Here is a 23,269-nt window from a genome sequence, read left to right as displayed (position 1 = left end):
AGTTTGCCACCTGGGCTGCGGTGGACTATCTGGCACGGCATGTTGTAATGCAGGTGCGCGAAGCGGGTGAGGCGCACCGCAAGAGTGCTGGCAACTAACATGAGTCACGTGATTGCCGTGTGAAGCGTAAGAACCTTTGGGGGCCCTCAGGCAAGAACTAGAACTGGCGGTGTGAGCCGCTTTCTTTTGCCTACTTTTCTTTGCGGCGGCAAAGAAAAGTAGGTGCCGCCCCGCACAGGGGCGACGCGTGAAGCACCAAGGCATAGCGCGGATGCCAGCGCAAACTCGAGCAAACCAAAACCAATGCCAGCGCAGAGGCAAAAAAACCACTTGCACAACGACCACCGCCTCGCGGACGCGAGCAAAAAGCGAAAACCAAACCCTAGCGTCGCAGACATCAAACCCCCAGATACGCCCTCCTCACACCCTCATCCCCCGCAAGTTCGCGCATCGCACCACCAAACCGAATCTGACCTTTCTCGAGCACGTAAGCGCGGTCACTGACCAGCTCAGCGAAATGAAAGTTCTGCTCAGACAGAAGAATGGACAACCCCTCGCGCTTCAGCTCAAGAATCATATTAGCCATCTGCTCGACAATCACAGGCGCGACGCCTTCCGACGGCTCGTCGAGCAGCACAAGATAAGGATTCCCCATCAACGTCCGCGACACAGTAAGCATCTGCTGCTCGCCACCGCTCATCTGCCCGCCAAGCCGCTGCGGCATCTCACCGAGATTCGGAAACAGCTCGAAGAGCTTGCCAGGCGTCCACGCAGGCGCCCCCACGCGCGCGGGCTGCCGCCCCGTGTCGAGATTCTCCATCACAGTGAGACCAGAGAACACGCGACGATCTTCAGGCACATAACCGAGCCCCATCCGGGCAATCCGATGCGGCGGCAACGCAGAAATATCGGCCCCGTCGAAATGAATCGCGCCTTCACGACGCGCCATCAACCCCATGATCGACTTCATCGTCGTCGATTTGCCCGCGCCGTTACGGCCCATCAGCGCGACAACTTCGCCACGCCCCACTTCGAAGCTCACGTCGAAGAGGATTTGCGCGCGCCCGTAGAACGCATTCAGCCTCTCGACTTTCAGCAGTGGTGCGTTCATGTGCGCGGCTCCGTGTGTGGCTCGCCGCCATCGCGCGATAACGCCGCGCGCGGCTGAAACGTCTTGCCCGTGCCGAAGTAGACGGCCTGCACGTTGGCGTCATTGCGTATCGTGTCCGCGTCGCCCTGCGCGATCAGCTTGCCGCGCGCAAGCACGATGATCCGGTCCGCGCTGGAAAATACGACGTCCATGCTGTGTTCGGTGAACAGCACGCCGATATGGCGCTCGGCGGAAAGACGCTTCGTCAGCGCCATCAGTTCGGTGCGTTCCTGCGGCGCCATGCCCGCCGTCGGCTCGTCCATCAGAAGAAGCTTTGGTCGATTCGCGAGCGCGATAGCCATCTCGACACGCTTCACGTCGCCATAGGCAAGCACGCTGCACGCGCGTTGCGCATGCGCCGTCATGCCGACCTGGTCGAGCAGCGCAAGCGCCTCATCCTCGAAGTGCGACGCCGCCGGTTTCCACAATCCGTATAGACGCTTTTCGCGCGACACGAGCGCCATCTGCACGTTTTCAAGCACGGTCATCGAGTTGAAGGTCGCTGCGACCTGGAACGTGCGGCCTACGCCGCGCCGCCAGATATCGCGCGGACGCATGCCGACGAGTTCGTGTCCGTCCAGCATCACCGAGCCGTGCGTCGGACGCAGTTGTCCATTGACGATGTTGAAGCACGTCGATTTGCCCGCGCCGTTCGGGCCGATCAATGCAAGCAGTTCGCCGGGCTTCACGTCGAACGAAACGTCGTCGACGGCTTTCACGCCGCCGAACGACATCGACAGATTCGATACGTGCAGAAGACTCATTGGCCGCCTCCTGCTTGTGCTTCATCGCGCTCGAAGCGCTCGCGCATGAACCCCACGATTCCTTGCGGAAACGCAATCACGAGCAACAGGATCGCGATGCCTAGCAGCGCCTGCCAGTAGTCGGTCTGACGCGCGACGGTATCCTGCAGCCACGTGAACAGCGCCGCGCCCGCGACGGGCCCCGTCAGCGTCTGGATGCCGCCGAGGAGCACCATCACGAGTCCGTCGACGGAACGGCTCACGCTGATCACTTCCGGCGAAATCGTGCCTTTGGAAAACGCATACAGCGAACCAGCAAGCCCGCAAAACAGCGACGCAATCACGAACGCGGCCCATTGCACGCGTTTCGTGTCGATGCCGATGGCCTCTGCGCGCAACGCCGAATCGCGGGAGGCGCGCATCGCAAATCCAAGCGGCGAGAACAGCATGCGGCGCAGCAGCCACACGCCGAGCACTGCGCACGCCAGCGTCAGGTAGTAGTAGGCAACGGGCGACGACAGCCAGTTCGACGGCCATAGTCCGAGAATGCCATTGCTGCCGCCCGTCACGTCGTCCCATTGATACACGACGGACCAGACGATCTGCGCGAACGCGAGCGTGAGCATCGCCAGATACACGCCCGACAGTCGCACGCAGAACCAGCCGAACACCAGCGCGCCGAGCACGGCGAGGAGCGGCCCGAGAACGAGCGCGGCTTCCATCGGCAGATCGAGCACTTTCAAAAAGAGTGCTGCGCCGTACGCGCCGAGGCCGAAGTACGCGGCATGACCGAACGAATGCATGCCGCCCGGTCCCATGATGAAGTGCAGGCTCGCCGCGAACAGCACGGCAATCAGAATTTCGACGAGCAGCACGGGCATGTACGGAAACGCGCCGGCGGCGAGCGGCGCGAGCACGAGCACGGCCAGCACGCATGCCGCGAGCCACTTGAGCGGCCTGCCTGCGGGCTTCAATGGCATGTCGGCGGGCGCCGCCGCGCGAACCGCCGACGTCGCGCGTCCCAGCAGGCCCCACGGCCGCACGACGAGCACCACGGCCATCACGACGAACTCCGCGACGAGCGTGAAGCGGCTCAACGAAAGGTCGACGCCGAACAGCGACACATGTCCGATGCCGATGCACAGCGCCTTGATCTCTGCGATCAGCAGCGCCGCGATGAACGCACCCGGAATCGAGCCCATCCCGCCGACCACGACGACGACGAACGCATTGCCGATCGTTTCGAGATCGAGCGAGAGATTCGCCGACATGCGTGGCCCTTGCAGTGCGCCGCCAAGCCCCGCGAGAAACGCGCCAACGAAGAACACGCCCGTGAACAGCCACGCCTGGTTGATGCCGAGCGCGCCGAGCATCTCGCGATCCTGCGTCGCCGCGCGCACGAGCGTGCCCCAGCGCGTGCGCGTCAATGCGTACCACAGCAACAGGAGCACGAGCGGCCCGATCACGATCAACACGATGTCCCATGTCGGCAGTTGATGGCCGAGCAGTTCGACGGCGCTGGACAGATGCGGCGCGCGCGGGCCGAACAGGTCCTGCGGGCCCCAGATCGCGAGTGCGGCGTCGCGGAAGATCAGCACGAGTGCGAATGTCGCTAGCAGATGGAATAGCTCGGGGGCCTTGTAGATGCGCCTCAGCACGATGAATTCGACGAGCGCGCCGAGTATGCCGATCACGAACGCAGAGGCGAGCATCGACAGCCAGAAGCCGATGACGCTGCTCGTGCCGAAGCGGCTCGCGATGCTGTAGGCCACGTAGACGCCCAGCATGTAGAACGAGCCGTGCGCGAAGTTGACGATGCGCGTGACGCCGAAGATCAGCGACAGGCCCGCTGCGACGAGAAAGAGCGCCGAGGCGTCGGCGAGTCCGTTGATCAATTGGACTAGCAGGTTGGGGAGCATTTTTGCCTGGCGGCGGGTGGGTTTGGGGTTGGGGATAGGTTGTGTCGGGCGACAGGTATACCGGAAATGTTTTTGGTTTGCAGGGGTTTTTGATCTGCGGTTTGGGTTTTTTGTAGCCGCGGGGCGGTGGGGGTGGTCTGTCTTTGCGGTGGCATCGGCGTTTGAGCCTGTGCGGCGCGGGCGTTGGTCTTGGTTTGGCCATGTTTGCGCTGGCATCCGCGATTTGTTAGCGTGCTTCATGCGTCGCCCCTGTGCGGGGCGGCACCTACTTTTCTTTGCCGCCGCAAAGAAAAGTAGGCAAAAGAAAGCGGCTAACACCGCCAGTTCTTGTGTTTGCCTGAGGGCCCCCAAAGGGTCTTACGCTTCACACGGCAACGCCCTGATTTGATGTTAGCTGCCAACGCTTTGAATGGACGCCTCACCCACTTCACACACCCGCACACGTGCCAGCGGCAGCGAACGGTTTGCGCCGCCCAGGTGGCAAACTGTGTGTAGGTTGTCGCGTCGTATAGGGTTGCGCTCTTACTAGGTGGAACGCATGCGCTATCGGTCCGGAGTGACGCGTGTGGAGCACAAGGGGCCTACACACAGTTTGCCACCTGGGCGGCCGTGGACTATCTGGCACGGCATGGTGAAGCGCGGGTGCGTGAAGCGGGTGAGGCGCAGCGCAAGAGCGCTGGCAACGAGCATGAGTCACGTGATTGCCGTGTGAAGCGTAAGACCCTGTGGGGGCCCTCAGGCAAGAAGAAATGTTGGCGGTGTTAGCCGCTTTCTTTTGCCTACTTTTCTTTGCGGCGGCAAAGAAAAGTAGGTGCCGCCCCGCACAGGGGCAACGCGTGAAGCACGCTAACAAATCGCGGATGCCAGCGCAAAGGCAAGCACACAACCCAACGCGTGCGCAGCAGAAACCGGTACAAAAACAAAAGCCGCGTGACCCACAATCACAACGGCTTCGCCAAAAAACCAAACCACTACCCGGAACTAACCCTTCCCGGCATCCACCTCATCCTGCTCCTTAAAAACCTTATCAGCCAGATGAAAAGCAGAATTCGCCGCAGGCACCCCACAATAAATAGCAGTCTGCAACAGAACTTCCTTAACCTGATCCCGCGTCACCCCATTATTCCGCGCGGCGCGCAAATGCAGAGCAAGCTCCTCGCTGCGATTCAGCGCGACCATCATCGCAATAGTCAGCAAACTACGCGTATGCCGCGGCAACCCATCGCGAGTCCAGATCTCCCCCCACGCATACCGCGTAATAAAGTTCTGAAACTCTTCCGTCACTTCCGTGCGATTCACCAGCGACCGGTCCACATGCGCATCGCCCAGCACCGCGCGGCGCACGCCCATGCCCGCTTCGTATCGTTGATCATCGTTCATCGCTGCCCCTTCAGAAAATCGAGCACGGTCTTCGTGAACATGTCGGAAACTTCGATGTTCGAGATATGCGAAGCATCCAGTTCGACATACCGCGCGCCCGGAATCGACGCCGCCAGTTCGCGCCCTTGCGCCGGCGTCGCGGCGAGATCATGCGTACCCGAAATCACCAGTGCGGGCGCCTTGATGCCAGGCGCTTCGGGCCGCAAATCCGTCGCGTTGATCGCTTCGCAATTCAGCGCATAACCTTCCTTGTCGGTGTGTACGAAAACGTCGCGCACATAATTAAACACGAGCGGCTCGCGTGCAATGAACTCCGCCGTGAACCAGCGCGGCAACACAGCATCCGACAACGCGAGCATGCCTTCCGTGCGCGCACGCGCCGCGCGCGGCACCCAGACTTCCGGCGAGCCGATGCGCGCCGCCGTATTGCACAGCACGACACGATCGATGCGGTCCGCGTAGCGCGCCGCCAGGCCGACGCCCGTCAAACCGCCCATCGAAATGCCGCAGAAATTCGCGCGCGCGATCTTCAACGTATCGAGCAGGCCGATCACGTCGCCCGTCAATTGCTCGATCGAATACGGTCCCTTCGGCGCTTCCGAGTGACCGTGGCCGCGCGTGTCGTAACGCAGCACGCGAAAGTGTTTCGCGAATTCGGCAACCTGCGGCGTCCACATCGACAGGTCTGTGCCGAGCGAATTCGACAGCACGAGCCACGGCGCGTTGCCGTGCCGGTCGCCGTCGATCCGGTAGTGAAGCTCGATGCCATTGACTGCGGCGTAAGGCATTCCTTTACTCCTGATGTTGGTTCACGCGTGCTTTGCGCGCGTTATGAAGAGCCAGCACGGCGTCCACGAAAGCGTGCGCGCTGCCCACGTAATGCGCCGGATCGAGCAGACGTCTGAGTTGCTCGACGGGCAGATGTTGAGTGACGGCCAAATCGGCAGCCAGCACGTCGAAGAGCGTCTTGCCGCTCTTCACAGCTTCTTTCGATGCATGCTCGACGAGATGGTGTGCATCCATCCGGCCGATCTTGTCGCCGAGCGCGAGCATCACCGCTTCGCCGAGAATCAGACCATGCGTCACCTCGAGATTCGCCGCAAGCCGCTCTACATTCACTTCGAGTCCTTGCGCGATCTGTTCGATGTTCGCCAGCGCGCCGCCCGCGAGACGCGCAAGATCGGGCAGCGCGTCCCATTCGGCCTGCCAGCCGCCGAGCGCGCGCTCGTGCTCCTGCACCATGCCGCCGAACACCGTTGCGACGAGGCCGGGCGCGCGTGCCGCCGCCGTCAGCACGGCTGCGCAGCCGACCGGGTTGCGCTTGTGCGGCATCGTCGACGAACCGCCTTTGCCGGCGGCAACCGGCTCGCCCAGTTCGCCGAGTTCGGTCTGCATTTGCAGCGAGATATCGCGCGCAATCTTGCCGAGCGTACCGATCAGCATGCCGAAGAACGACGCCGTTTCGGCGATGCGGTCGCGCTGCGTGTGCCACGGCACAGCGGGCATCTCCAGACTCAATTCTTTCGCCAGTGCGGCGGCAACCACGCCGCCCTTGTCGCGCAGACTCGCAAGCGTCCCGGCCGCGCCGCCGAATTGCAGCACGAGCACGCGCTCGCGCAACGTGTCGAGCCGCTCGCGATGCCGCAGCAGCGCGTCGAGCCATTGCGCGAATTTCAAACCGAGCGTGATGGGCAGCGCCTGTTGCAGCCACGTGCGGCCGATCATCGGCGTCTCGCGATGTTGCTGCGCAAGTGAGGCAACCGCATTGCAGGTGGACGACAACGCGCCGTCGAGCAGATCGAACGAATCGCGCAGTTGCAGCACGGTCGCCGTATCGATGATGTCCTGGCTCGTCGCGCCCCAATGGACGAACTTCGACGCCTCCGCGTCGGCGTCCTTGACGCGCGCGGTCAGTTGCTTGACGAGGGGAATCGCGAGATTGCCGCCGAGCGCGGCGTCGCGTCCGAGCGCGTCGGCGTCGAGCTTGTCGGCGCGGCAGGTTGCCTCGATGGCGGCAACGGCCGATTGCGGAATCACGCCATGGGCCGCCGATGCGCGCGCCAGCGCCGCTTCGACGTCGAGCATCCGTTGCAGCGTCGCGCGCGGCGACCAGATGTCGTTCATCGGCTGCGTGCCGCAGATCAGGCCAGTCAAGCGAGCGCTAGCTTCTAGCATGATGTTCTGTGCGTTGGGATGAATGCGCGTTGGGTCGCGCCTGAAAGCGCGCGGCGTTCGGCTTCATTGTCGCCGAACGCCGCGCCGAGGTCACGCGCGCATTTGCGCGCGCGTGGCTGCTACGTATCGAGGCTAAGCGAGGCTCAGGCCGCGCGAGCCTGCTGCGTGCCGTCGATCAGCGCGACGCCCGTCAGCTTCTCCAGTTCCGCGAAGTCGATATCCGAGAAGATTTCGCGCACGACGAGGCCGTCCTTCGTCACGTCGATCATCGCGAGGTCGGTGTAGATGCGGTCCACGCAACCGACGCCCGTCACCGGGTACGAGCATTCGGCGACGATCTTGCTTTCGCCCTGCTTGGTCTGATGCTCCATCATCACGAACACCTGCTTCGCGCCGATAGCCAGATCCATCGCGCCGCCGACAGCGGGAATCGCATCGGGTGCGCCCGTGTGCCAGTTCGCAAGGTCACCCTTCGACGACACCTGGAACGCGCCGAGCACGCAATAGTCGAGATGGCCGCCGCGCATCATCGCGAACGAGTCGGAATGGTGGAAGAACGCGCCGCCCGTCAGCAGCGTGACGTGCTGCTTGCCGGCGTTGATCAGTTCGTCGTCTTCCTCGCCTTTCGCGGGCGCGGGGCCCATGCCGAGCAGTCCGTTCTCGCTGTGCAGGAAGATTTCCTTATTGGCGTCGAGGTGATTCGCCACCAGCGTCGGCACGCCGATGCCGAGGTTCACGTAAGCGCCTTCAGGAATGTCCTGCGCGACGCGCTTCGCCATTTCATCGCGGGTCAGTCGTTTCATGTCGGGTCTCCTTCAGGCGGCTTGTTCGGGGCGTTGCGAGGCGTGGGCCGCCTGCGGCACTTCGACGATACGCTGCACGAAGATGCCCGGCGTGACGATCACTTCCGGGTCGAGCGCGCCGAGCGGCACCACTTCCGACACCTGCACGATCGCCGTTTTCGCCGCGCTTGCCATGATCGGGCCGAAGTTACGCGCCGTCTTGCGATACACCAGATTGCCCCAGCGATCGCCCTTGTACGCCTTGATGAGCGCGAAGTCCGCGTGCAGCGGCGCTTCCAGCACGTAATGCTTGCCGTCGATCACGCGCGTTTCCTTGCCTTCGGCGAGCTTCGTGCCATAACCCGTCGGCGTGAAGAAGCCGCCGATGCCCGCGCCCGCCGCGCGGATGCGCTCGGCGAGATTGCCCTGCGGCACGAGTTCCAGTTCGATTTCGCCCGCGCGATAGAGCGCGTCGAAGACGTATGAATCGGTCTGACGCGGGAACGAGCAGATGATCTTGCGCACGCGCTTCGCGTTGAGCAGCGCCGCGAGGCCCGTGTCGCCGTTGCCGGCGTTGTTGTTGACGATGGTGAGCTCTTTCGCACCCTGTTCGATGAGCGCGTCGATCAGCTCGGACGGCATGCCCGCCGTGCCGAAACCGCCGATCATGACGGTCGCGCCGTCATGCACGTCGGCAACCGCCGACTGGAGTGACTCGAAAATCTTGTTGATCATGTCGAATATCCTCTGAAACGCGTCGATCCGCGCCGCACGATTCACCAGGAAACTGGCGAAACGCACGCCGGACGGTCTCCACGTCCGCTTTCGTCCTTCATAGTCTGCTGACGACGGAATGCAGACCTGCGTGTTTGGCTCGCCCTTCAATCCCTATCGCCCGTCGAACTTGCGAAAAGTTCTTTATGCGAACACAGTTTCGTTTAGCGAACGTACCGACGCATTATGGTTTGCGCCTGCATCTCTTGTCAAGGCAACGGTTTCGTGGTTTGCCCTATGCCGCTTCGCCTGCCGCCGGGCCCGCAAATCAATCGCGAAACGGCAGCCCCACGTAATTCTCTGCCAGCATCCGCGACGCCGCATCGGAATGTGCGACGTACCGCAACTCAGCCATCTTCAGGCGGTTGATGAACGGCGTGTCATCGAACGACGGATGCAGCATGTTTGTCATGAAATACGAGAAATGCTCGGCGCGCCAGACGCGTTCCAGACAGGTCGCCGAATAAGCGGCGAGCAGATCGTCGCGGCCTTCGCGATAGCGCGCCGCGAGCGCCTTCGACAGCATGCGCACGTCGGCGACGGCGAGGTTCATGCCTTTAGCGCCAGTCGGCGGAACGATGTGCGCGGCGTCGCCGGCAAGATAGAGGCGGCCGTATTGCATCGGCTCGCACACGAAGCTGCGCATCGGCGTCACGCCCTTTTGCGTGATGTCGCCGATGGCGGGCAGCCAGCCGTCGTCGTTCTCGAAGCGCGCGTGAAGCTCGGCCCAGATGCGCTCGTCGGGCCATTGCGTGAGGTCTTCGTCGGGACGGCATTGCAGGTAGAGGCGCGTTACCTCGGGCGAACGCATGCTGAAGAGCGCGAAGCCGCGCTCGTGATGCGCGTAGACGAGTTCGTCGCAGGTCGGCGCAGCGTGGGCGAGGATGCCGAGCCATGCGTAGGGATAGACGCGTTCGAAGGTTTGCAGCGCGTCGGCGGGAATCGACTCGCGCGCGATGCCGTGAAAGCCGTCGCAGCCCGCCACGTAGTCGCAGTCGATACGCTGCACTGCGCCATCTCGTGTGAATTGAACCCACGGTTTGTCCGTCGTCAGGTCGTGCAGCGACACTTCGGACACGTCGAAATACAACGGTTGCTGGTGCTCGACGGCAGCGGCGATCATGTCGCACACCACCTCATGCTGGCCATACACGGTGATCGCGCGGCCGCCCGTCAGCGCCGTCAGATCGATTCGATGCCGCTTGCGCTCGAACAACAGTTCGATGCCGTGATGCACGAGCCCTTTGCGCTGCATCCGCGCGCCGAGTCCGGCTTCGTTGAGCGTATCGACGGTGCCCTGTTCGAGCACACCAGCGCGTATCCGATGCTCGCAGTGTTCGCGCGACCGGCTTTCCAGCACCACCGATTCAACGCCCGCCAGCCGCAGCAGAAGCGAAAGCAGCAGACCGGCGGGACCCGCGCCAATAATGGCAACTTGAGTGCGCATCGTTCGTCTCCGAGTCTTTTGTTCGAGTCATCAAACGATTCTCGGCGCTTTCCCGAATATGCGACAACGCGATTTTTAGGATAGGTTGTATACGCATAACCGATACTGCGCGAGTGTCCTCCCGCACCCACGCGCCAAAGCATGGCCGAACTCGATCTCAACCTGATTCCCTACCTCGTCGCGCTCGAAGACATGCGCAACGTGAGCCGCGCCGCCGAACGTCTCGGCGTGAGCCAGCCGCGCGTGAGCACCGCGCTCGGCCGTTTACGCGAGTATTTCAACGACCCGCTGTTCGTGCGCACGTCGCGCGGCATGGAGCCGACGCCGCGCGCGCTCGCGCTGATTCCCGCTGCCCGCGAGGCGCTTGCTCGCATCGAAAAAGGCATGCTCGACTCGCAGGATTTCGATCCCACGACGTCGACGCATACGTTCTCGCTGGCGTTGTCCGACGTCGGCGAGATCGTGTTCCTGCCGCGGCTGTTGCAGCTTTTCGCCGAGCGCGCGCCGCATGCGAATCTGCGTTCGGTATCGCTGCCGCCCGCGCATGTCGAGCGCGGGCTGGAATCGGGCGATGTCGATCTCGCCGTCGGCTACTTCCCCGATCTTTCCGGTAACAACTTCTTCCAGCAGCGTCTGTTCACGCACCGGTTCATCTGCCTGATGCGCAGCGATCACCCGCTCGCGGGCGCGCCGCTCACGCTCGATCAGTTCATCGGCCTCGGCCATGCCGTCGTGCGCGCCGAAGGACGCAGCCAGGAAGTGCTCGAGCAGTTTCTGGAGAAAAAGCGCATCCGCCGGCGCGCCGTGCTGGAGACGCCGCACTTCATGAGCTTGCCGTTCATCCTCGCGCGCACCGATCTGATCGCAACCGTGCCGCACGCGATCGGCTTCGCGTATGTGTCGGAGCACGCGTCGATCACGCTCGTCGAACCGCCGTTGCCGTTGCCCCGCTTCGACTTGCGCCAGCACTGGCATCGCAAGTTCCACAATGATCCGCGCGCGAGCTGGCTGCGCGGCGTTGTTGCAGAACTGTTCAACGATGCGAAGGACGAGTGGCCGAAGTAACGACGGATATAAGGCCCGCCTGTAACGCCCGCAGGGGCCCGCGACGCATATCCCTGTTCGGCGTAGGGCCGGGAAACATGGAACAATGCCGCAACGTGCGATGCGCGTTTTACTGGAACTGGAGCGAAGGATGAATACGAAGAACACAACGTCCGCCGACGCACCCGGCCGGCCGTCCCGCGACGAGGCCGAAGAAGCCGTGCGCGTGCTGTTGCGCTGGGCTGGCGACAATCCTCAGCGTGAAGGGCTGCTCGACACGCCCGCGCGCGTCGTGCGAGCGTATGAAGAATTTTTCGCGGGCTATGAAGTCGATCCGCGCGAGATCCTGGCCCGTACGTTCTCCGAAGTGGACGGCTACGACGAAATGATCGTGCTGAAGGACATCCGCTTCGAAAGCTATTGCGAACATCACATGGTGCCCATCATCGGGCGCGCGCACGTCGCTTATCTGCCTGAGCATCGCGTGGTGGGCATCTCGAAGCTCGCCCGGCTCGTCGATGCGTTCGCCAAGCGTCTGCAGATTCAGGAAAAGATGACCGTGCAGATCGCCGATACGCTCAACGAAGTATTGCAGCCGAAGGGTGTAGGCGTGATTCTCGAAGCATCGCATCAATGCATGTCGACGCGCGGCGTACACAAGGCTGGCGTCGAGATGGTGACGTCGCGCATGCTCGGGACGTTCCGCACGGACCCGTCGACGCGTCGCGAGTTTCTGTCGATCGTCCACGGCCCGACTTCCGTTAGCGTGGCGAATACCTGATTTGTCGCGGGCCAGGATTGTCGGCCCGCTTTAGCCACGCGCCGGATAGCGCGTGGTTGTCTCAACGGTCTGGTCAGCGTCTCAAGTCTCAAATCAAGCTTAGTGGTTCTGATGGAACTGGCGCGACCTAAGCAAAGCCAGGATCGGCCAACTCACGCTTCCGCGCGCATCCCCATCGACCGAAACCGTCCGAACGTCGCAAGCAGCACCGCTGCCAGCACACACGCGACGCCTACCACCTGCGCACGGCTGATCGGCTCATGCAGCACGCCCGCTGCAAGCGCGAGCGTCGACACGGGCACGAGCGCCGTCACGAGACCCGCTTCCGCGCCGCTCAGGCGCGAAGCGCCCGCGTACCACAGCACGAAGCCAAGCACCGTCGGCACGAGCGCGTAATAGACGACGCCCGCGAGCGCGGCAACGACGTTCGCATCATTGAAAGGCAGACGCCACGGCTGCTCGAAACAGGCGGGCACGATCGCGACAAACAAGCCGATTCCGCTCATGAGCGCCGACAGCGGCAAAGCCGGCACAGGCGTGCGCAGCTTGCGGTTGAGCAAGATGAAGAGCGCTTCGCAGACAATTGCGGCGAATACCAGCGCATTACCTGCGAGAGAATGCGTGCCGCTCGCGGCCGCCACGTCGTCGAGGCGCACCGTGCAGGCGAGCACGCCCAGCGTCGCGAGCGCGATCGCGCCGAGCAGCGCCGGTGACGGACGCTCGCCGAGCGCGAGCGCCGCGAAACCCGCCGACACCGCGGGCAGTGTCCCCGCGATGACACCCGCATCGGCGGCCGACGCGAGCCGCATTCCGCCGATCAGGCAAACCGTATAGCCGACGCTTCCCGCGCCCGCCTGCGCGATCACGAGCAACACATCGTGCGCGTCGAGCTTCGGCCAGCGGACTTTTCGCACGCGCATCATCGCGACGAAGACGGGAAACGCAATCGCAAAGCGCAAAGCCGTCGCCGCGAACGGCGGCAAGCCGCCCGCTATCGCCTTGCTGACGACGACCGTGCTGCCCACGCCGATCATCGCCAGCGCGCAAAAGGAATAACCGACGTAACGCGCGTTCATGCCACTGCCTCCTCGTATCGAACGATGAGGCGAGCGTACGGCCCGCGCTCACGCGCGGTCTTGAACGTTATTGCAGGGGATCAGCGGACGGCGGCCGCGTAGCTCGCGGGCGTGACACCGAGAAGCCGCACGAAAGCGCGCGTCATATGACTTTGATCGGCGAAGCCCGCCGAGACCGCGGAATCCGCCAGCGTGGACCCGCTGGCGATCAGTTGCCGCGCCAGCAGGACACGGCGCTGCATCCGGTATGCATGCGGCGGCAAACCGACTTCATGCGCGAAACTGCGCAGCAGCTGAAAACGGCTCATACCGGCTTCGGCGGCGAGATCGGCGAGCGTCGATGCCGACGCGGGATCGTCGTCGATACGGTTTTTCGCGTGCGCGACAGGACCGATGCGTTCGGGTCTGCGCGGCAAAGACGTCGCGTGGTATCGGCCCACATATGAAAACAACGCGAGCAACGCTTCTTCGCAAGCAAGGTTGTCGGGCGACACGCCCTCGTTTGCCTCGTGTACTGCAACCGAGAAAAGTCGCGCAAAACGCAGCGACAGTTGCGCGTCGTTCAACACGGGGCGCGTCAACTCCATTTCCCGCAACGGCGACTCCGCGCATTCGGCCACCGTGCCGATCACCAGCGACGGCTCGAAATACAGCATCCGCCAGGCGCGTCCGTGTTCGTCGAGCGGACTGCCGTCATGCACTTCGCCGGGATTGACGGTGATGACATCGTTCGCGCGCGCTTCGACTGGTCCACGCCCGCTTGCCGAACGCTGCCCGCCAGCAACGACGATGCCGATGCCAAAGCGATCGTGAGAATGACGTGCGAACGCGTGCGTCGTATGCGCGACGGTCGCTTCGACGCCGCCGAGCGCGCAACGCAGCATCTGGACGCGCCCACGCGGTTTCATCGTCTCAAGCGCCCGCGCAGATGAAACTGGGCCCACACATCAGCGCCGCCCTTCGTCGTTGCGCCCGCGCTCGCCTTCGCGGATCTTGCCCTGCGACACGCTGCTGCCCGGCGGCACGCTATGCGTGAGCCACACGTTGCCGCCGATCACCGAGCCGCGCCCGATCGTCACGCGGCCCAGAATGGTCGCGCCCGCGTAAATCACCACATCGTCTTCGACGATCGGGTGACGCGCATTGCCTTTCACGAGCGTGCCGTCTTCATCCGCGGCAAAACTCTTCGCGCCGAGCGTCACCGCCTGATAGACACGCACGCGCTCGCCGATGATCGCCGTTTCGCCGATCACGACGCCCGTGCCGTGATCGATGAAGAAGCTCGGGGCGATCTGCGCGCCAGGGTGAATGTCGATACCCGTCGCCGAATGTGCGATCTCGTTGATGAAGCGCGCGAGCAGGGGCACGCCGAGCCGATGCAGTGCATGCGCGAGCCGGTGGTGCGTCATCGCCCACACGCCCGGATAGCACAGCAGGATTTCAGTGATGTGCTGCGCGGCAGGATCGCCCACGTACGCAGCCTGGATATCGCTGACCAGCATCGCGCGAATGCCCGGCAACTGCTTGCCGAACTGGCGCGCGACATCGAATGCGAGCGCGCTTAGATCGGCATCCGGCGTCTCCGCGTGCTCCGGCAAGAAGCGCAATGCGCGGCGGATCTGCTCGGCCAGCAGCCGCAGCGTGCTTTCGAGCGTATGACCCACGTAATAATCGACGCTCTCGTCGGTCAGATCGGGCGCGCCGTAGTGCGTCGGGAAAAGCGCGGCGCGCAATCCCGCGACGATGTTGATCACGCCGTCGCGAGAAGGCAGTTCGCGGATGCCGCGCGGATGGCGCGTGCGATGCAGTTCCTCACGCGACGCGCGCAGTTCGGCGACGATCTGTTCGAGGCCCCAGTTGTGGGAGGAAACATTTGACATGGCGAGGACGGCAGTCGCGCGTGAAGCGCGACGAAAGTGAATTGTCCCCAGAGATTACCGCGTTTCGGCGCGCGCCGCCGGGCGCCGGTGCGGATTGCATAATGAACGCATAAGGAACGGCTCATGCAGTGCCGGCCGTTGCATGTGCGGGAGTGCGTAGCAAATGACGTGCTATACGGTCATACTGCTTGCATCGATCCAGCGCACGGCCCAGTCGCGGGCATGCGCGATAGCAGCTGCTTCGTCAGTGAAGCGGAGGTCGGTGGGAAAGAAGCGGTTGGCGACGAGTTCGCCATCGCTGGAGCGCGACACGACCACATACGGTTGCCAAGTCCCATCGCCCGCGCGCGCTGGCGCGCAGTTAAGCAAGTAGCCACGATGTGTGAATGCAGCATCAACGTGCATGAGTCACCCGCCCCTGACTGCCTCATAGATGGTCCTTTTGCGAGTGCGATGCCGTGTGTCGTGGCAGTCCATGAGACTGCAGCGGTCATGCTCTTGTGTGCGTTGCTGCACTCGAACCAGAATCATACTCTGTAGGAAAAGGGCGTCCACCAAAAAAATAGTAAAAATTCGCGGGTTGCCCTAAGCGCCGTCGCACGTGGATTCCAACGTGATTGGGCGCTCACGCGGAACGAGTTTTGCTCGCTCCCAATGCTTTGAAGGCATGAGTCAAGGAGGGCGTAAAAATGAGCCTCAACACCCGCAAGATACCGGCGACGCAATCGGGAAACGACGTCGCGCGTAGCGCCGAGATGCACAACGACCGCACGCACGACAGCACGGTGGATACCGATAGCAAGAATCACGAGGCCGCACGCATCGCAGGACACGCGCCGATCGGCCCCGATGAGATCACGACCAGCAACGCATCGCTCGTCAACAGCGTGCCCGACAACCCGTATGCGGAACTGGCGGGATTCGACAGCCGCATCGGCGGAAACCATCTGCTGCTCGCGCTGGAACCGGGCTACCGCGTGATCGACAAGGGCATGACGGTGCCCGAGCCCGTCGAGCACTTCGACGACCGCTTTCATGAAGCCAGCACGCAAGCGGGCCAACGCACGCGCGGGCGCGTGCATTTCGCGCTCAATCATCAGCGGCCGATGCGCGTGATCGAACTCGAGCGCGTCAAGTGACGCGATATCCCTTTCGCACGACGCTGGTCGCATGGCGCGTCGTGCATCTTCGCGTTTGTACGAATGTCGATGCGATTGGAAACTCCTGGTTTCATGACTTCGTCGCACGCACATCTTTTTCGCGTTTGAAACGATCAGCACAATCAGCGCAATTCCATCCACGGAGCAGCAGATGAGCAAAATCATCGTGATCGGCGCAACGGGCACACTCGGCCATGCCGTCGCCACTGAACTGAAAGCGCGGCATGAAGTGATCGAAGTCGGCGCGACGCGTGGCGCACACCAGGTCGACAGCACGGACCCGGCGAGCGTCGAACGGCTGTTTCAAACCATCGGCAAGGTGGATGGCGTCGTTACGACGACGGGCAAGGTCCACTTCGGCCCGTTGCCTGAGATGACGGTCGAGCAATTCTGGGTCGGCCTGCGCGACAAACTGATGGGACAGATCAATGTCGTGCTCGCCGCGCAAAAGTATGTGAACGACGGCGGTTCGTTCACACTGACGAGCGGCATTCTCGCCGACGAGCCGATCAACCTGGGCGTCAGCGCGACGACGGTCAATCTCGCGCTCGAAGGCTTCGTGCGCGGCGCGGCGATCGAACTGCCGCGCGGCATTCGCATCAATGTCGTGAGTCCGACTGTGCTGACGGAATCGATGGAAAGCTATGCGCCGTTCTTCCGTGGCTTCGAACCTGTCGATGCGAAGAAGGCGGCGCAGGCGTATCTGCGCAGCGTCGAGGGCGCGCAAACGGGACGCGTGTATCGCGTCGGGTACTAGAACGTTCGATTGACGTCTGTTAGCGAGCGCACGTTGTCGTGCGCTCGTTTTTTATTGCGCGGCGCTTGCCGCTTCAGTGAATCTCCGGCTCACCCGTTGCATTGCTTGCGCCATCGCGTTGCAGGAAGTCGAAGTCGCAGCCCTTGTCGGCCTGCAGCACATGTACCTGATGCATCGCGCCGTAACCGCGCGAGAAGCGTGGCGCGGGTGCGACCCACTCCGCCTTGCGGCGTGCCAGTTCTTCATCCGATACCAGCACGTTCAGCCTGCGCTGCGGCACGTCCAGTTCGATCATGTCGCCGTCGCGCACCAGCGCAAACGGCCCGCCGATAAACGACTCCGGCGCCACGTGCAGCACGCAGGCGCCATAGCTCGTGCCGCTCATGCGCGCGTCCGAAATGCGCAGCATGTCGCGCACGCCCTTTTGCAGCACCTTCTTCGGCAGCGGCAACTGGCCCCACTCGGGCATGCCCGGCGCGCCAACGGGGCCCGCGTGCTGCAGCACGATCACGCAGTTCTCGTCGATATCGAGCGCGTCGTCGTCGATGCGCGCGGCCATGTCGTTGTAGTCCTTGAACACCACCGCACGGCCTGTGTGTACCAGCAGATGCGGCTCGGCTGCGCCCGGTTTGATGACGGCGCCATCGGGCGCAATGTTGCCGCGCAGGACAGCCAGGCCGTTGTCCGGCATCAGCGGGTTGTTGCGGCGGCGGATCACGTCGTCGTTGAAGATCTGCGCGCCTTCGAGGTTCTCGCCAAGCGAGCGGCCATTCACCGTCTTCTGCGAGCGGTCGATCAGGTCGCCCAGTTCTGCGAGCATCGCCTGCAGGCCGCCCGCGTAATAGAAGTCTTCCATCAGATACGCGCCCGTCGGCCGGATGTTGGCGAGCACGGGCGTGCGGCGCGAAATGCTGTCGTAGCGGTCGAGCGTCAGTTCGATCCCGGCACGGCGCGCGAGCGCGATCATATGCACGATCGCGTTGGTCGAACCTGAGAGCGCGAGGCACGTCGTCACCGCGTTATCGATTGACTTCACCGTGAGGATGTCCGACGGCTTCAGGTCTTCCCACACCATCTCGACGATACGCATGCCCGTTTTCGCGGACATCTGCGCGTGGCGCGAATCCGGCGCGGGAATTGACGCGAAACCCGGCAGCGTGAAGCCGAGTGCTTCGGCAGCGCTCGTCATCGTGGACGCCGTACCCATCGTCATGCAGTGGCCCGGCGAGCGCGCAATGCCGCCTTCGACGCCCTGCCAGTCTTCTTCCGTGATCTTGCCCGCGCGCAGGTCGGCCCAGTACTTCCACGTGTCGGAGCCGGAGCCGAGCGTCGCGCCGTTCCAGTTGCCGCGCAGCATCGGGCCGGCGGGCAGGAAGATGGTCGGCAGGTCCATGCTGATCGCGCCCATCAGCAGCGCGGGCGTGGTCTTGTCGCAGCCGCCCATCAGCACGACACCGTCGGCGGGATACGAGCGCAGCGTCTCTTCCGCTTCCATCGCGAGGAAGTTGCGGTAGAGCATCGTGGTGGGCTTCTGGAACGGCTCCGACAGGGTCTGCACCGGCAACTCGATCGGAAAGCCGCCCGCCTGCCAGATGCCGCGCTTGACCTCTTCCACACGCTGCTTGAAGTGCGTGTGGCACGGGTTCATCTCGCTCCACGTGTTGAGGATCGCGATGACAGGCTTGCCCGCATATTCCTCGCGGCTGTAGCCCATTTGCGCCGTGCGCGAGCGGTGGCCGAACGAACGCAGGTCGTGTACGCCATACCAGCGGTGGCTGCGCAGTTCGTCGGGGGACTTGCGTTTCTTCGTCTGATCGTTCGACACTTCGACTCCTACCGGCGCTGCTCCTTCACCCGCGACACGATCTGCGTCGGGCTCACGAACTGCAGCGCAATCAATACCCAGATCAGCGTGATCGCCATGTAGATCATCGCCATTGCGTCGATCGACTGCGGCGCGCGCACGCCCGTTGAAAATACAGCGTAGTACAACGCGACGACGAGCGTTTGCGTCGCCGGCCCCGCCGTAAAGAACGTCAGTTCGAACATGCCGATGGTACGAACCAGCACCAGCAACCCGGCGGCAAGCATGCCGGGCACCAGCAAGGGCAGCAGAATATAGCGGAAATAGCGGAACGTATTCGCGCCGAAGATACGCGCCGCCGACTCCAGATTCGGATCGATCTGCTCGATGAACGGCGTCATCACGAGAATCACGAACGGCAGCGCGGGCACCAGGTTCGCGAGAATCACGCCGGACAGCGTACCCGCCAGGCCGATTTTGTACATCACGGTCGCCATCGGAATGCCGTATGTGACAGGCGGCACCATCAACGGCAGCAGGAACACGAGCATCGCGAAACGCTTGCCGCGAAACTGCACGCGCGCGAGCGCGTATGCGGCAGGCACGCCGAGCAAAATGGACAGCAGCACCACCGCGCCGACCACTTCGACCGTTACCCACAGCACTGCCGCGAGCTGGAAGTCGCTCCACGCCTGCGCATACCAGTGCAGCGTGAAGCCCTGCGGCAGCAGCGTGCCGAACCAGCGCGTCGCGATCGAATTGACCGCGACGGTGGCGATCAGCAGCACGATGTTCAGCAGGAAGAAAATCATCGCGCCCCAGACGAGCGCCTTGTACACGCGGTCACGCAGACTGACATGCGGTTTCATCGATTTCACCGTTTGCCCTTGCGGCGCAGCGGGCCACGGATGCGCGACTTGATGATCGGTTGCCATCAGCCCTTACCTCCCGTCGCCGGTCCACTGTAGAAGAAGCGGCGCGCGCCGAGCATCGCGGCGACGATCACCAGTTGCACGAAACCCATCACGATCGCGATCGCCGACGCAAGCGAGTAATCGTAGCTCTCGAACGCGGCTTCCGCAGCGGCAATCGACATCACGCGTGTCGGCCCCGCGGGCGCGCCGAGCAGCACCGCCGATGGAAACACCGAAAACGCCTGAACGAATGACAGACACGCGGCCATCGTCAAGCCCGGCACGAGCAGCGGCAGATAGATCTGCCGGAACTGCTGCCAGGGGTTCGCGCCAAGCGTCGCGGCGGCGCTTGCGAGCGTCGGATCGATGCCCGTCACGTACGACAGCGTCAACAGAAACGCGAACGGAAAGCCCGACACGACCAGCGAAATCAGCACACCCCAGAAGTTGTGCGTGAGCCGCACTTCGTCGGTATAGAGGTGCAGCCCTTGCAGCGCTTGCGGAAACCAGCCGTTCGGACCGAAGTAAGTGAGCATGCCGTCCGCGATCAGCACGGTGCCGAGCGTGATGGGAATCACGAGCAGCGTCGTCACGAACTTTTGATACGGCGACGGACGGCGCAGCGCGAACGCAACCGGCACCGATATGCCGACGTTGATCAAGGTGGCAGGCACGGCGAGCTTCAGCGTGACGATGATGGTTGGCCACATCGACGTATCGCTGAAGAACTTCGCGTAGTTCGCCCACATGCCGCCGCCTTCCATCGGACTGAAGGACAGCGCAAGGCCGTAGACGAACGGATAAACGAACAGCGCGAGGATGAACAGCAAGGCGGGCGACACGAGCCACGCCTTGCCGTCGCGTTGCGCGACGGGTGTCGCTGCGGCGGCGGGCGTCAGCGTGCTCATGACGGCTCTCCGTCGTAGACCAGCGTGCGCGACGGCGGCACGCGCAGCGTGACGCGCTCGCCTTCGGCAAATTCACCTGCGACGCGCGCCCACAATTCGCCGAACGCGCTCTTCACACGAATCAGCGAATCGCGGCCGCCGTATTCGACCGTCGTGACCTGCGCGTCGAACGCGTTTTCCGAGCCGGGCGCGGCGCGCTCCATATCCTCGGGACGCATCGCGACGGAGACACGCTTGCTGTTGAAGCCATCCATGGCCGTGCCGATCAGCCGCACGCCGTTTGCTTCGACGGCCACGCCTTCGCCCTGCGTGCCTTCGAGCGTAAACGGCAGCACATTGCGATAGCCCATGAAACGCGCGACGTGCAGATTCTTCGGACGCCCGTAAACTTCCTTCGGCGTCGCGACCTGCTGCACGACGCCCTCTTTCATCACGACGATGCGGTCGGCCATCGACAACGCTTCGTCCTGGTCGTGTGTCACATAGATGGTCGCGCGATCCAGCTGGCTATGAATGCGGCGGATCTCGGCGCGCATTTCGATGCGCAGTTTCGTGTCGAGATTCGACAGCGGTTCGTCCATCAGAATGAGTGGCGGCTCGATCACAATGGCGCGCGCAATCGCGACGCGCTGCTGCTGACCGCCCGACAACTGCCCCGGCAATTTCTTCTCATGCCCGACCAGTTGCACGAGTTGCAGCGCTTCTCGCGCGCGCTTCACCGTTTCCGCCTTCGCGATGCCGCGCATCTTCAGCCCGAAGCCGACGTTGTCGAGCACCGACATATGCGGAAACAGCGCGTAGTTCTGAAACACCATGCCGAACCCGCGCTTCTCGGGCGGCAGCACGTCGATACGTTTTTCGTCGAGCCAGATGCCGCCGCCCGACAGCGGCTGCAAGCCCGCGATGCAGTTGAGCGCCGTCGACTTGCCGCAGCCCGACGGCCCGAGCAACGCGATGAATTCACCGCGGCGAATACTCAGATCGAGACCCTGCAACGCAGCCACCGACACCCCTTCGGCATTCACGAAACTGCGGCTGACGGACTCGAGGCGCAACTGTTCAAAGTGATGCTTCATGATCGCTTCCCTACGATGTTGCATGGCCGCGCCCTATGGCACTCCATAAGGCCCGCCGACACATATCGCCGATGCGCGCGAGGCGTCATGCACGCCCTGCGCGGCACCGGCTGCTCCGCTTTGCGCGGTGATGGGTACGCGTTGGTATGAACTTACTTGGTCTTTTGCGCGCCCACTTCGCGGTCCCACTTCTGGAACGCTGCGACCATCGCTGCCGCGCTCAACGGCTGAACGTGTGGACGATCGGCAAGCAGTTTCGCGTATTCCGGACGGCCGAACTTCTTCAGCACGTCCTGGCTGTGCTCGGGCGCTTGTGCTTCCGTCACGCCCTTGATGGCCGGACCCGGATAGAAGTAACCATCGTCATAGGTCAAGGCCTGCTGCGCCGGCTCCAGCATGAAGTTCATCAGCTTGTAGAGCGTGTCGAGCTTTTCTTTCGGCACGCCTTTCGGAATCACCATGAAGTGCGCGTCGTTAACCCACGTCATGTTGTCGAATGCCTGCACCTTGAATTCAGCCGGCACGATGCCGAGCGCGCGCGGATTGATGTCCCAGCCCGTCACGGTGACGGTCATGTCGCGCGTGCCTTCGCCCAGTTCCTTCATCACCGCCGACGTGCCGCCCGGGTAGTAAGGAATGCAGTCGTTCAGTTGCTTGAGGAACGCCCAGGTCTTATCCCAGCCATTGACGGGGTCTTTCGGATCTTTGTCGCCGAGCACGTACGGCAAGCCCATCAGGAATGTGCGGCCGGGACCGGAATTGGCCGGACGCGCGTAGATCAGCTTGTTCGGATGCGCCTTGCACCATTGCAGGAGTTGATCCGGCGTCTTCGGTGGATCGCTGACTTTGGCCGGGTTGTATTCGATCAGCGGGCCGGCCGGCATATAGGCGACTTCGAGACCGAAGCCCTGCGCGAGATCCTGCATCTTGCGCGGACCGGGCGCGTACTTGTCGAGCACGCCGAGGAACGCGGCGTTGTTCTCCGGCAGCAGCTTGATCCACAGGTTCTGCTCGATACCGGCGGCCAGCGCGTCAGTACCCGTCAGCACGAGGTCGATGTCCGAACGGCCGGCCGCCTGCATCGCCTTGATCTTGCCGGGCAACTGCGGCGCGGGCGCGTTCGTGTACGTGATGTTGGAAACGAGATTCGGGTACTTGGCCTTGAAGGCTTCAAAGCCCTTTTGCGTCAACTGGAGATCGCCCGCGACGTCGACGATGTTGATCGTGACGGCATCCGCCGCTCGCGCCGATTGCGTGAACCCTGCTACTGCTGCGCCAACGGCTACGCACAGTGCGGCCACCTTCAGTGGCAACTTCGCTGACAACTTGCCAGAAAAAGCCATTTCGTCTCCTCGCCTCTTTATATGGAACGTCCGCCGACGGGATGCGCGGCGCTGACGTGTTACGGGCTGCTAGTGGGTGAAACATAACGAACGGGCACGCATGATGTCAAGCAAATTTTAGCCTGACACGTTCATCGCACGATGACCTTTCAAATT

At 63.0% G+C, this 23,269-nt stretch carries 22 protein-coding genes; 4 read left to right on the top strand and 18 right to left on the bottom strand.

Features of this window, described 5'->3' with window-relative positions; translation table 11 throughout:
- Nucleotides 1–397: 397 nt before the first annotated feature.
- The 9 genes from BLT65_RS17220 to BLT65_RS17180 form a co-directional block, all read right to left on the bottom strand.
- Nucleotides 398–1,111, bottom strand: coding sequence for an ABC transporter ATP-binding protein (locus BLT65_RS17220; RefSeq protein WP_091779360.1), 714 nt, complete (start codon nt 1,109–1,111; stop codon nt 398–400).
- Entirely contained in the window at nt 1,108–1,914 is an 807-nt protein-coding gene (locus BLT65_RS17215) for an ABC transporter ATP-binding protein (RefSeq protein ID WP_091779358.1), read from the bottom strand. The genes BLT65_RS17220 and BLT65_RS17215 overlap by 4 nt, the downstream gene beginning before the upstream one ends.
- Entirely contained in the window at nt 1,911–3,812 is a 1,902-nt protein-coding gene (locus tag BLT65_RS17210) for an ABC transporter permease (RefSeq protein WP_091779356.1), read from the bottom strand. Before BLT65_RS17210 ends, BLT65_RS17215 begins: the two co-directional genes overlap by 4 nt.
- 981 nt (nt 3,813–4,793) lie before the next feature.
- Entirely contained in the window at nt 4,794–5,192 is a 399-nt protein-coding gene (pcaC, locus tag BLT65_RS17205) for a 4-carboxymuconolactone decarboxylase (RefSeq protein ID WP_091779354.1), read from the bottom strand.
- Nucleotides 5,189–5,980 (bottom strand): 3-oxoadipate enol-lactonase, encoded by a 792-nt coding sequence (gene pcaD, locus BLT65_RS17200; RefSeq protein WP_091779352.1) that lies wholly within the window; start codon nt 5,978–5,980, stop codon nt 5,189–5,191. Before pcaD ends, pcaC begins: the two co-directional genes overlap by 4 nt.
- A gap of 4 nt (nt 5,981–5,984) precedes the next feature.
- Entirely contained in the window at nt 5,985–7,367 is a 1,383-nt protein-coding gene (locus BLT65_RS17195; RefSeq protein WP_091779350.1) for a 3-carboxy-cis,cis-muconate cycloisomerase, read from the bottom strand.
- 143 nt (nt 7,368–7,510) lie between these two features.
- Nucleotides 7,511–8,170, bottom strand: coding sequence for a 3-oxoacid CoA-transferase subunit B (locus BLT65_RS17190; protein WP_036000108.1), 660 nt, complete (start codon nt 8,168–8,170; stop codon nt 7,511–7,513).
- A 12-nt stretch (nt 8,171–8,182) separates the two neighbouring features.
- Nucleotides 8,183–8,884 carry a 3-oxoacid CoA-transferase subunit A gene (locus BLT65_RS17185; protein WP_036002191.1) on the bottom strand — a complete coding sequence of 234 codons (702 nt, stop codon included), beginning with the start codon at nt 8,882–8,884 and terminating at the stop codon, nt 8,183–8,185.
- A gap of 307 nt (nt 8,885–9,191) precedes the next feature.
- Entirely contained in the window at nt 9,192–10,370 is a 1,179-nt protein-coding gene (locus BLT65_RS17180; protein WP_091779348.1) for a 4-hydroxybenzoate 3-monooxygenase, read from the bottom strand.
- Nucleotides 10,371–10,511: 141 nt separating this feature from the next.
- Here BLT65_RS17180 and BLT65_RS17175 point away from each other — a divergent pair, with 141 nt between their 5' ends.
- Together BLT65_RS17175 and folE are read left to right on the top strand one after the other, a co-directional pair.
- On the top strand, nt 10,512–11,435 hold the full coding sequence (locus BLT65_RS17175; RefSeq protein WP_042316687.1) for a LysR family transcriptional regulator: 924 nt from the start codon (nt 10,512–10,514) through the stop codon (nt 11,433–11,435).
- A gap of 130 nt (nt 11,436–11,565) precedes the next feature.
- Nucleotides 11,566–12,195, top strand: a complete 630-nt coding sequence (folE, locus tag BLT65_RS17170; protein WP_007745422.1) for a GTP cyclohydrolase I FolE — start codon at nt 11,566–11,568, stop codon at nt 12,193–12,195.
- Between the two features lie 152 nt (nt 12,196–12,347).
- Here folE and BLT65_RS17165 read toward each other — a convergent pair whose 3' ends face one another.
- The 4 genes from BLT65_RS17165 to BLT65_RS17150 form a co-directional block, all read right to left on the bottom strand.
- On the bottom strand, nt 12,348–13,271 hold the full coding sequence (locus BLT65_RS17165) for a DMT family transporter (RefSeq protein WP_091779346.1): 924 nt from the start codon (nt 13,269–13,271) through the stop codon (nt 12,348–12,350).
- 80 nt (nt 13,272–13,351) lie between these two features.
- Nucleotides 13,352–14,179, bottom strand: coding sequence for an AraC family transcriptional regulator (locus BLT65_RS17160; protein WP_091779344.1), 828 nt, complete (start codon nt 14,177–14,179; stop codon nt 13,352–13,354).
- Nucleotides 14,180–14,218: 39 nt separating this feature from the next.
- On the bottom strand, nt 14,219–15,151 hold the full coding sequence (gene epsC, locus BLT65_RS17155; RefSeq protein WP_042316692.1) for a serine O-acetyltransferase EpsC: 933 nt from the start codon (nt 15,149–15,151) through the stop codon (nt 14,219–14,221).
- A gap of 171 nt (nt 15,152–15,322) precedes the next feature.
- Nucleotides 15,323–15,556: a hypothetical protein gene (locus BLT65_RS17150; protein WP_007586604.1), complete on the bottom strand. Its 234-nt coding sequence runs from the start codon at nt 15,554–15,556 to the stop codon at nt 15,323–15,325.
- Nucleotides 15,557–15,840: 284 nt separating this feature from the next.
- Between BLT65_RS17150 and BLT65_RS17145 the strand changes: the two genes are divergently transcribed.
- Together BLT65_RS17145 and BLT65_RS17140 are read left to right on the top strand one after the other, a co-directional pair.
- Nucleotides 15,841–16,290 (top strand): DUF3005 domain-containing protein, encoded by a 450-nt coding sequence (locus tag BLT65_RS17145; protein WP_091779342.1) that lies wholly within the window; start codon nt 15,841–15,843, stop codon nt 16,288–16,290.
- Nucleotides 16,291–16,462: 172 nt separating this feature from the next.
- On the top strand, nt 16,463–17,068 hold the full coding sequence (locus BLT65_RS17140; RefSeq protein ID WP_042316696.1) for a short chain dehydrogenase: 606 nt from the start codon (nt 16,463–16,465) through the stop codon (nt 17,066–17,068).
- 73 nt (nt 17,069–17,141) lie between these two features.
- On the opposite strand, the gene araD is transcribed toward BLT65_RS17140, so the two are convergent.
- From araD to BLT65_RS17115, 5 genes are all read right to left on the bottom strand, one after another.
- Entirely contained in the window at nt 17,142–18,893 is a 1,752-nt protein-coding gene (gene araD / locus BLT65_RS17135) for an L-arabinonate dehydratase (RefSeq protein WP_091779340.1), read from the bottom strand.
- 8 nt (nt 18,894–18,901) lie between these two features.
- The gene (locus tag BLT65_RS17130; RefSeq protein ID WP_007739999.1) at nt 18,902–19,807 is read right to left on the bottom strand and encodes an ABC transporter permease; all 906 of its coding nucleotides are present in this window, start codon (nt 19,805–19,807) and stop codon (nt 18,902–18,904) included.
- Nucleotides 19,807–20,694 carry an ABC transporter permease gene (locus BLT65_RS17125; protein WP_036000081.1) on the bottom strand — a complete coding sequence of 296 codons (888 nt, stop codon included), beginning with the start codon at nt 20,692–20,694 and terminating at the stop codon, nt 19,807–19,809. The genes BLT65_RS17130 and BLT65_RS17125 overlap by 1 nt, the downstream gene beginning before the upstream one ends.
- Nucleotides 20,691–21,770, bottom strand: a complete 1,080-nt coding sequence (locus BLT65_RS17120) for an ABC transporter ATP-binding protein (protein WP_042315072.1) — start codon at nt 21,768–21,770, stop codon at nt 20,691–20,693. Before BLT65_RS17120 ends, BLT65_RS17125 begins: the two co-directional genes overlap by 4 nt.
- 152 nt (nt 21,771–21,922) lie before the next feature.
- Complete coding sequence (locus BLT65_RS17115) at nt 21,923–23,113, bottom strand: extracellular solute-binding protein (protein WP_091779338.1); 1,191 nt, start codon at nt 23,111–23,113, stop codon at nt 21,923–21,925.
- Between the last annotated feature and the right edge of the window lie 156 nt (nt 23,114–23,269).

The sequence above is a fragment of the Paraburkholderia steynii genome (assembly GCF_900100565.1).
In the GTDB taxonomy this organism is placed as follows: domain Bacteria; phylum Pseudomonadota; class Gammaproteobacteria; order Burkholderiales; family Burkholderiaceae; genus Paraburkholderia; species Paraburkholderia terrae.
The sequence above is the reverse complement of the archived record's forward strand: the minus strand, read 5'-3'. Positions and strand labels throughout refer to the sequence as shown.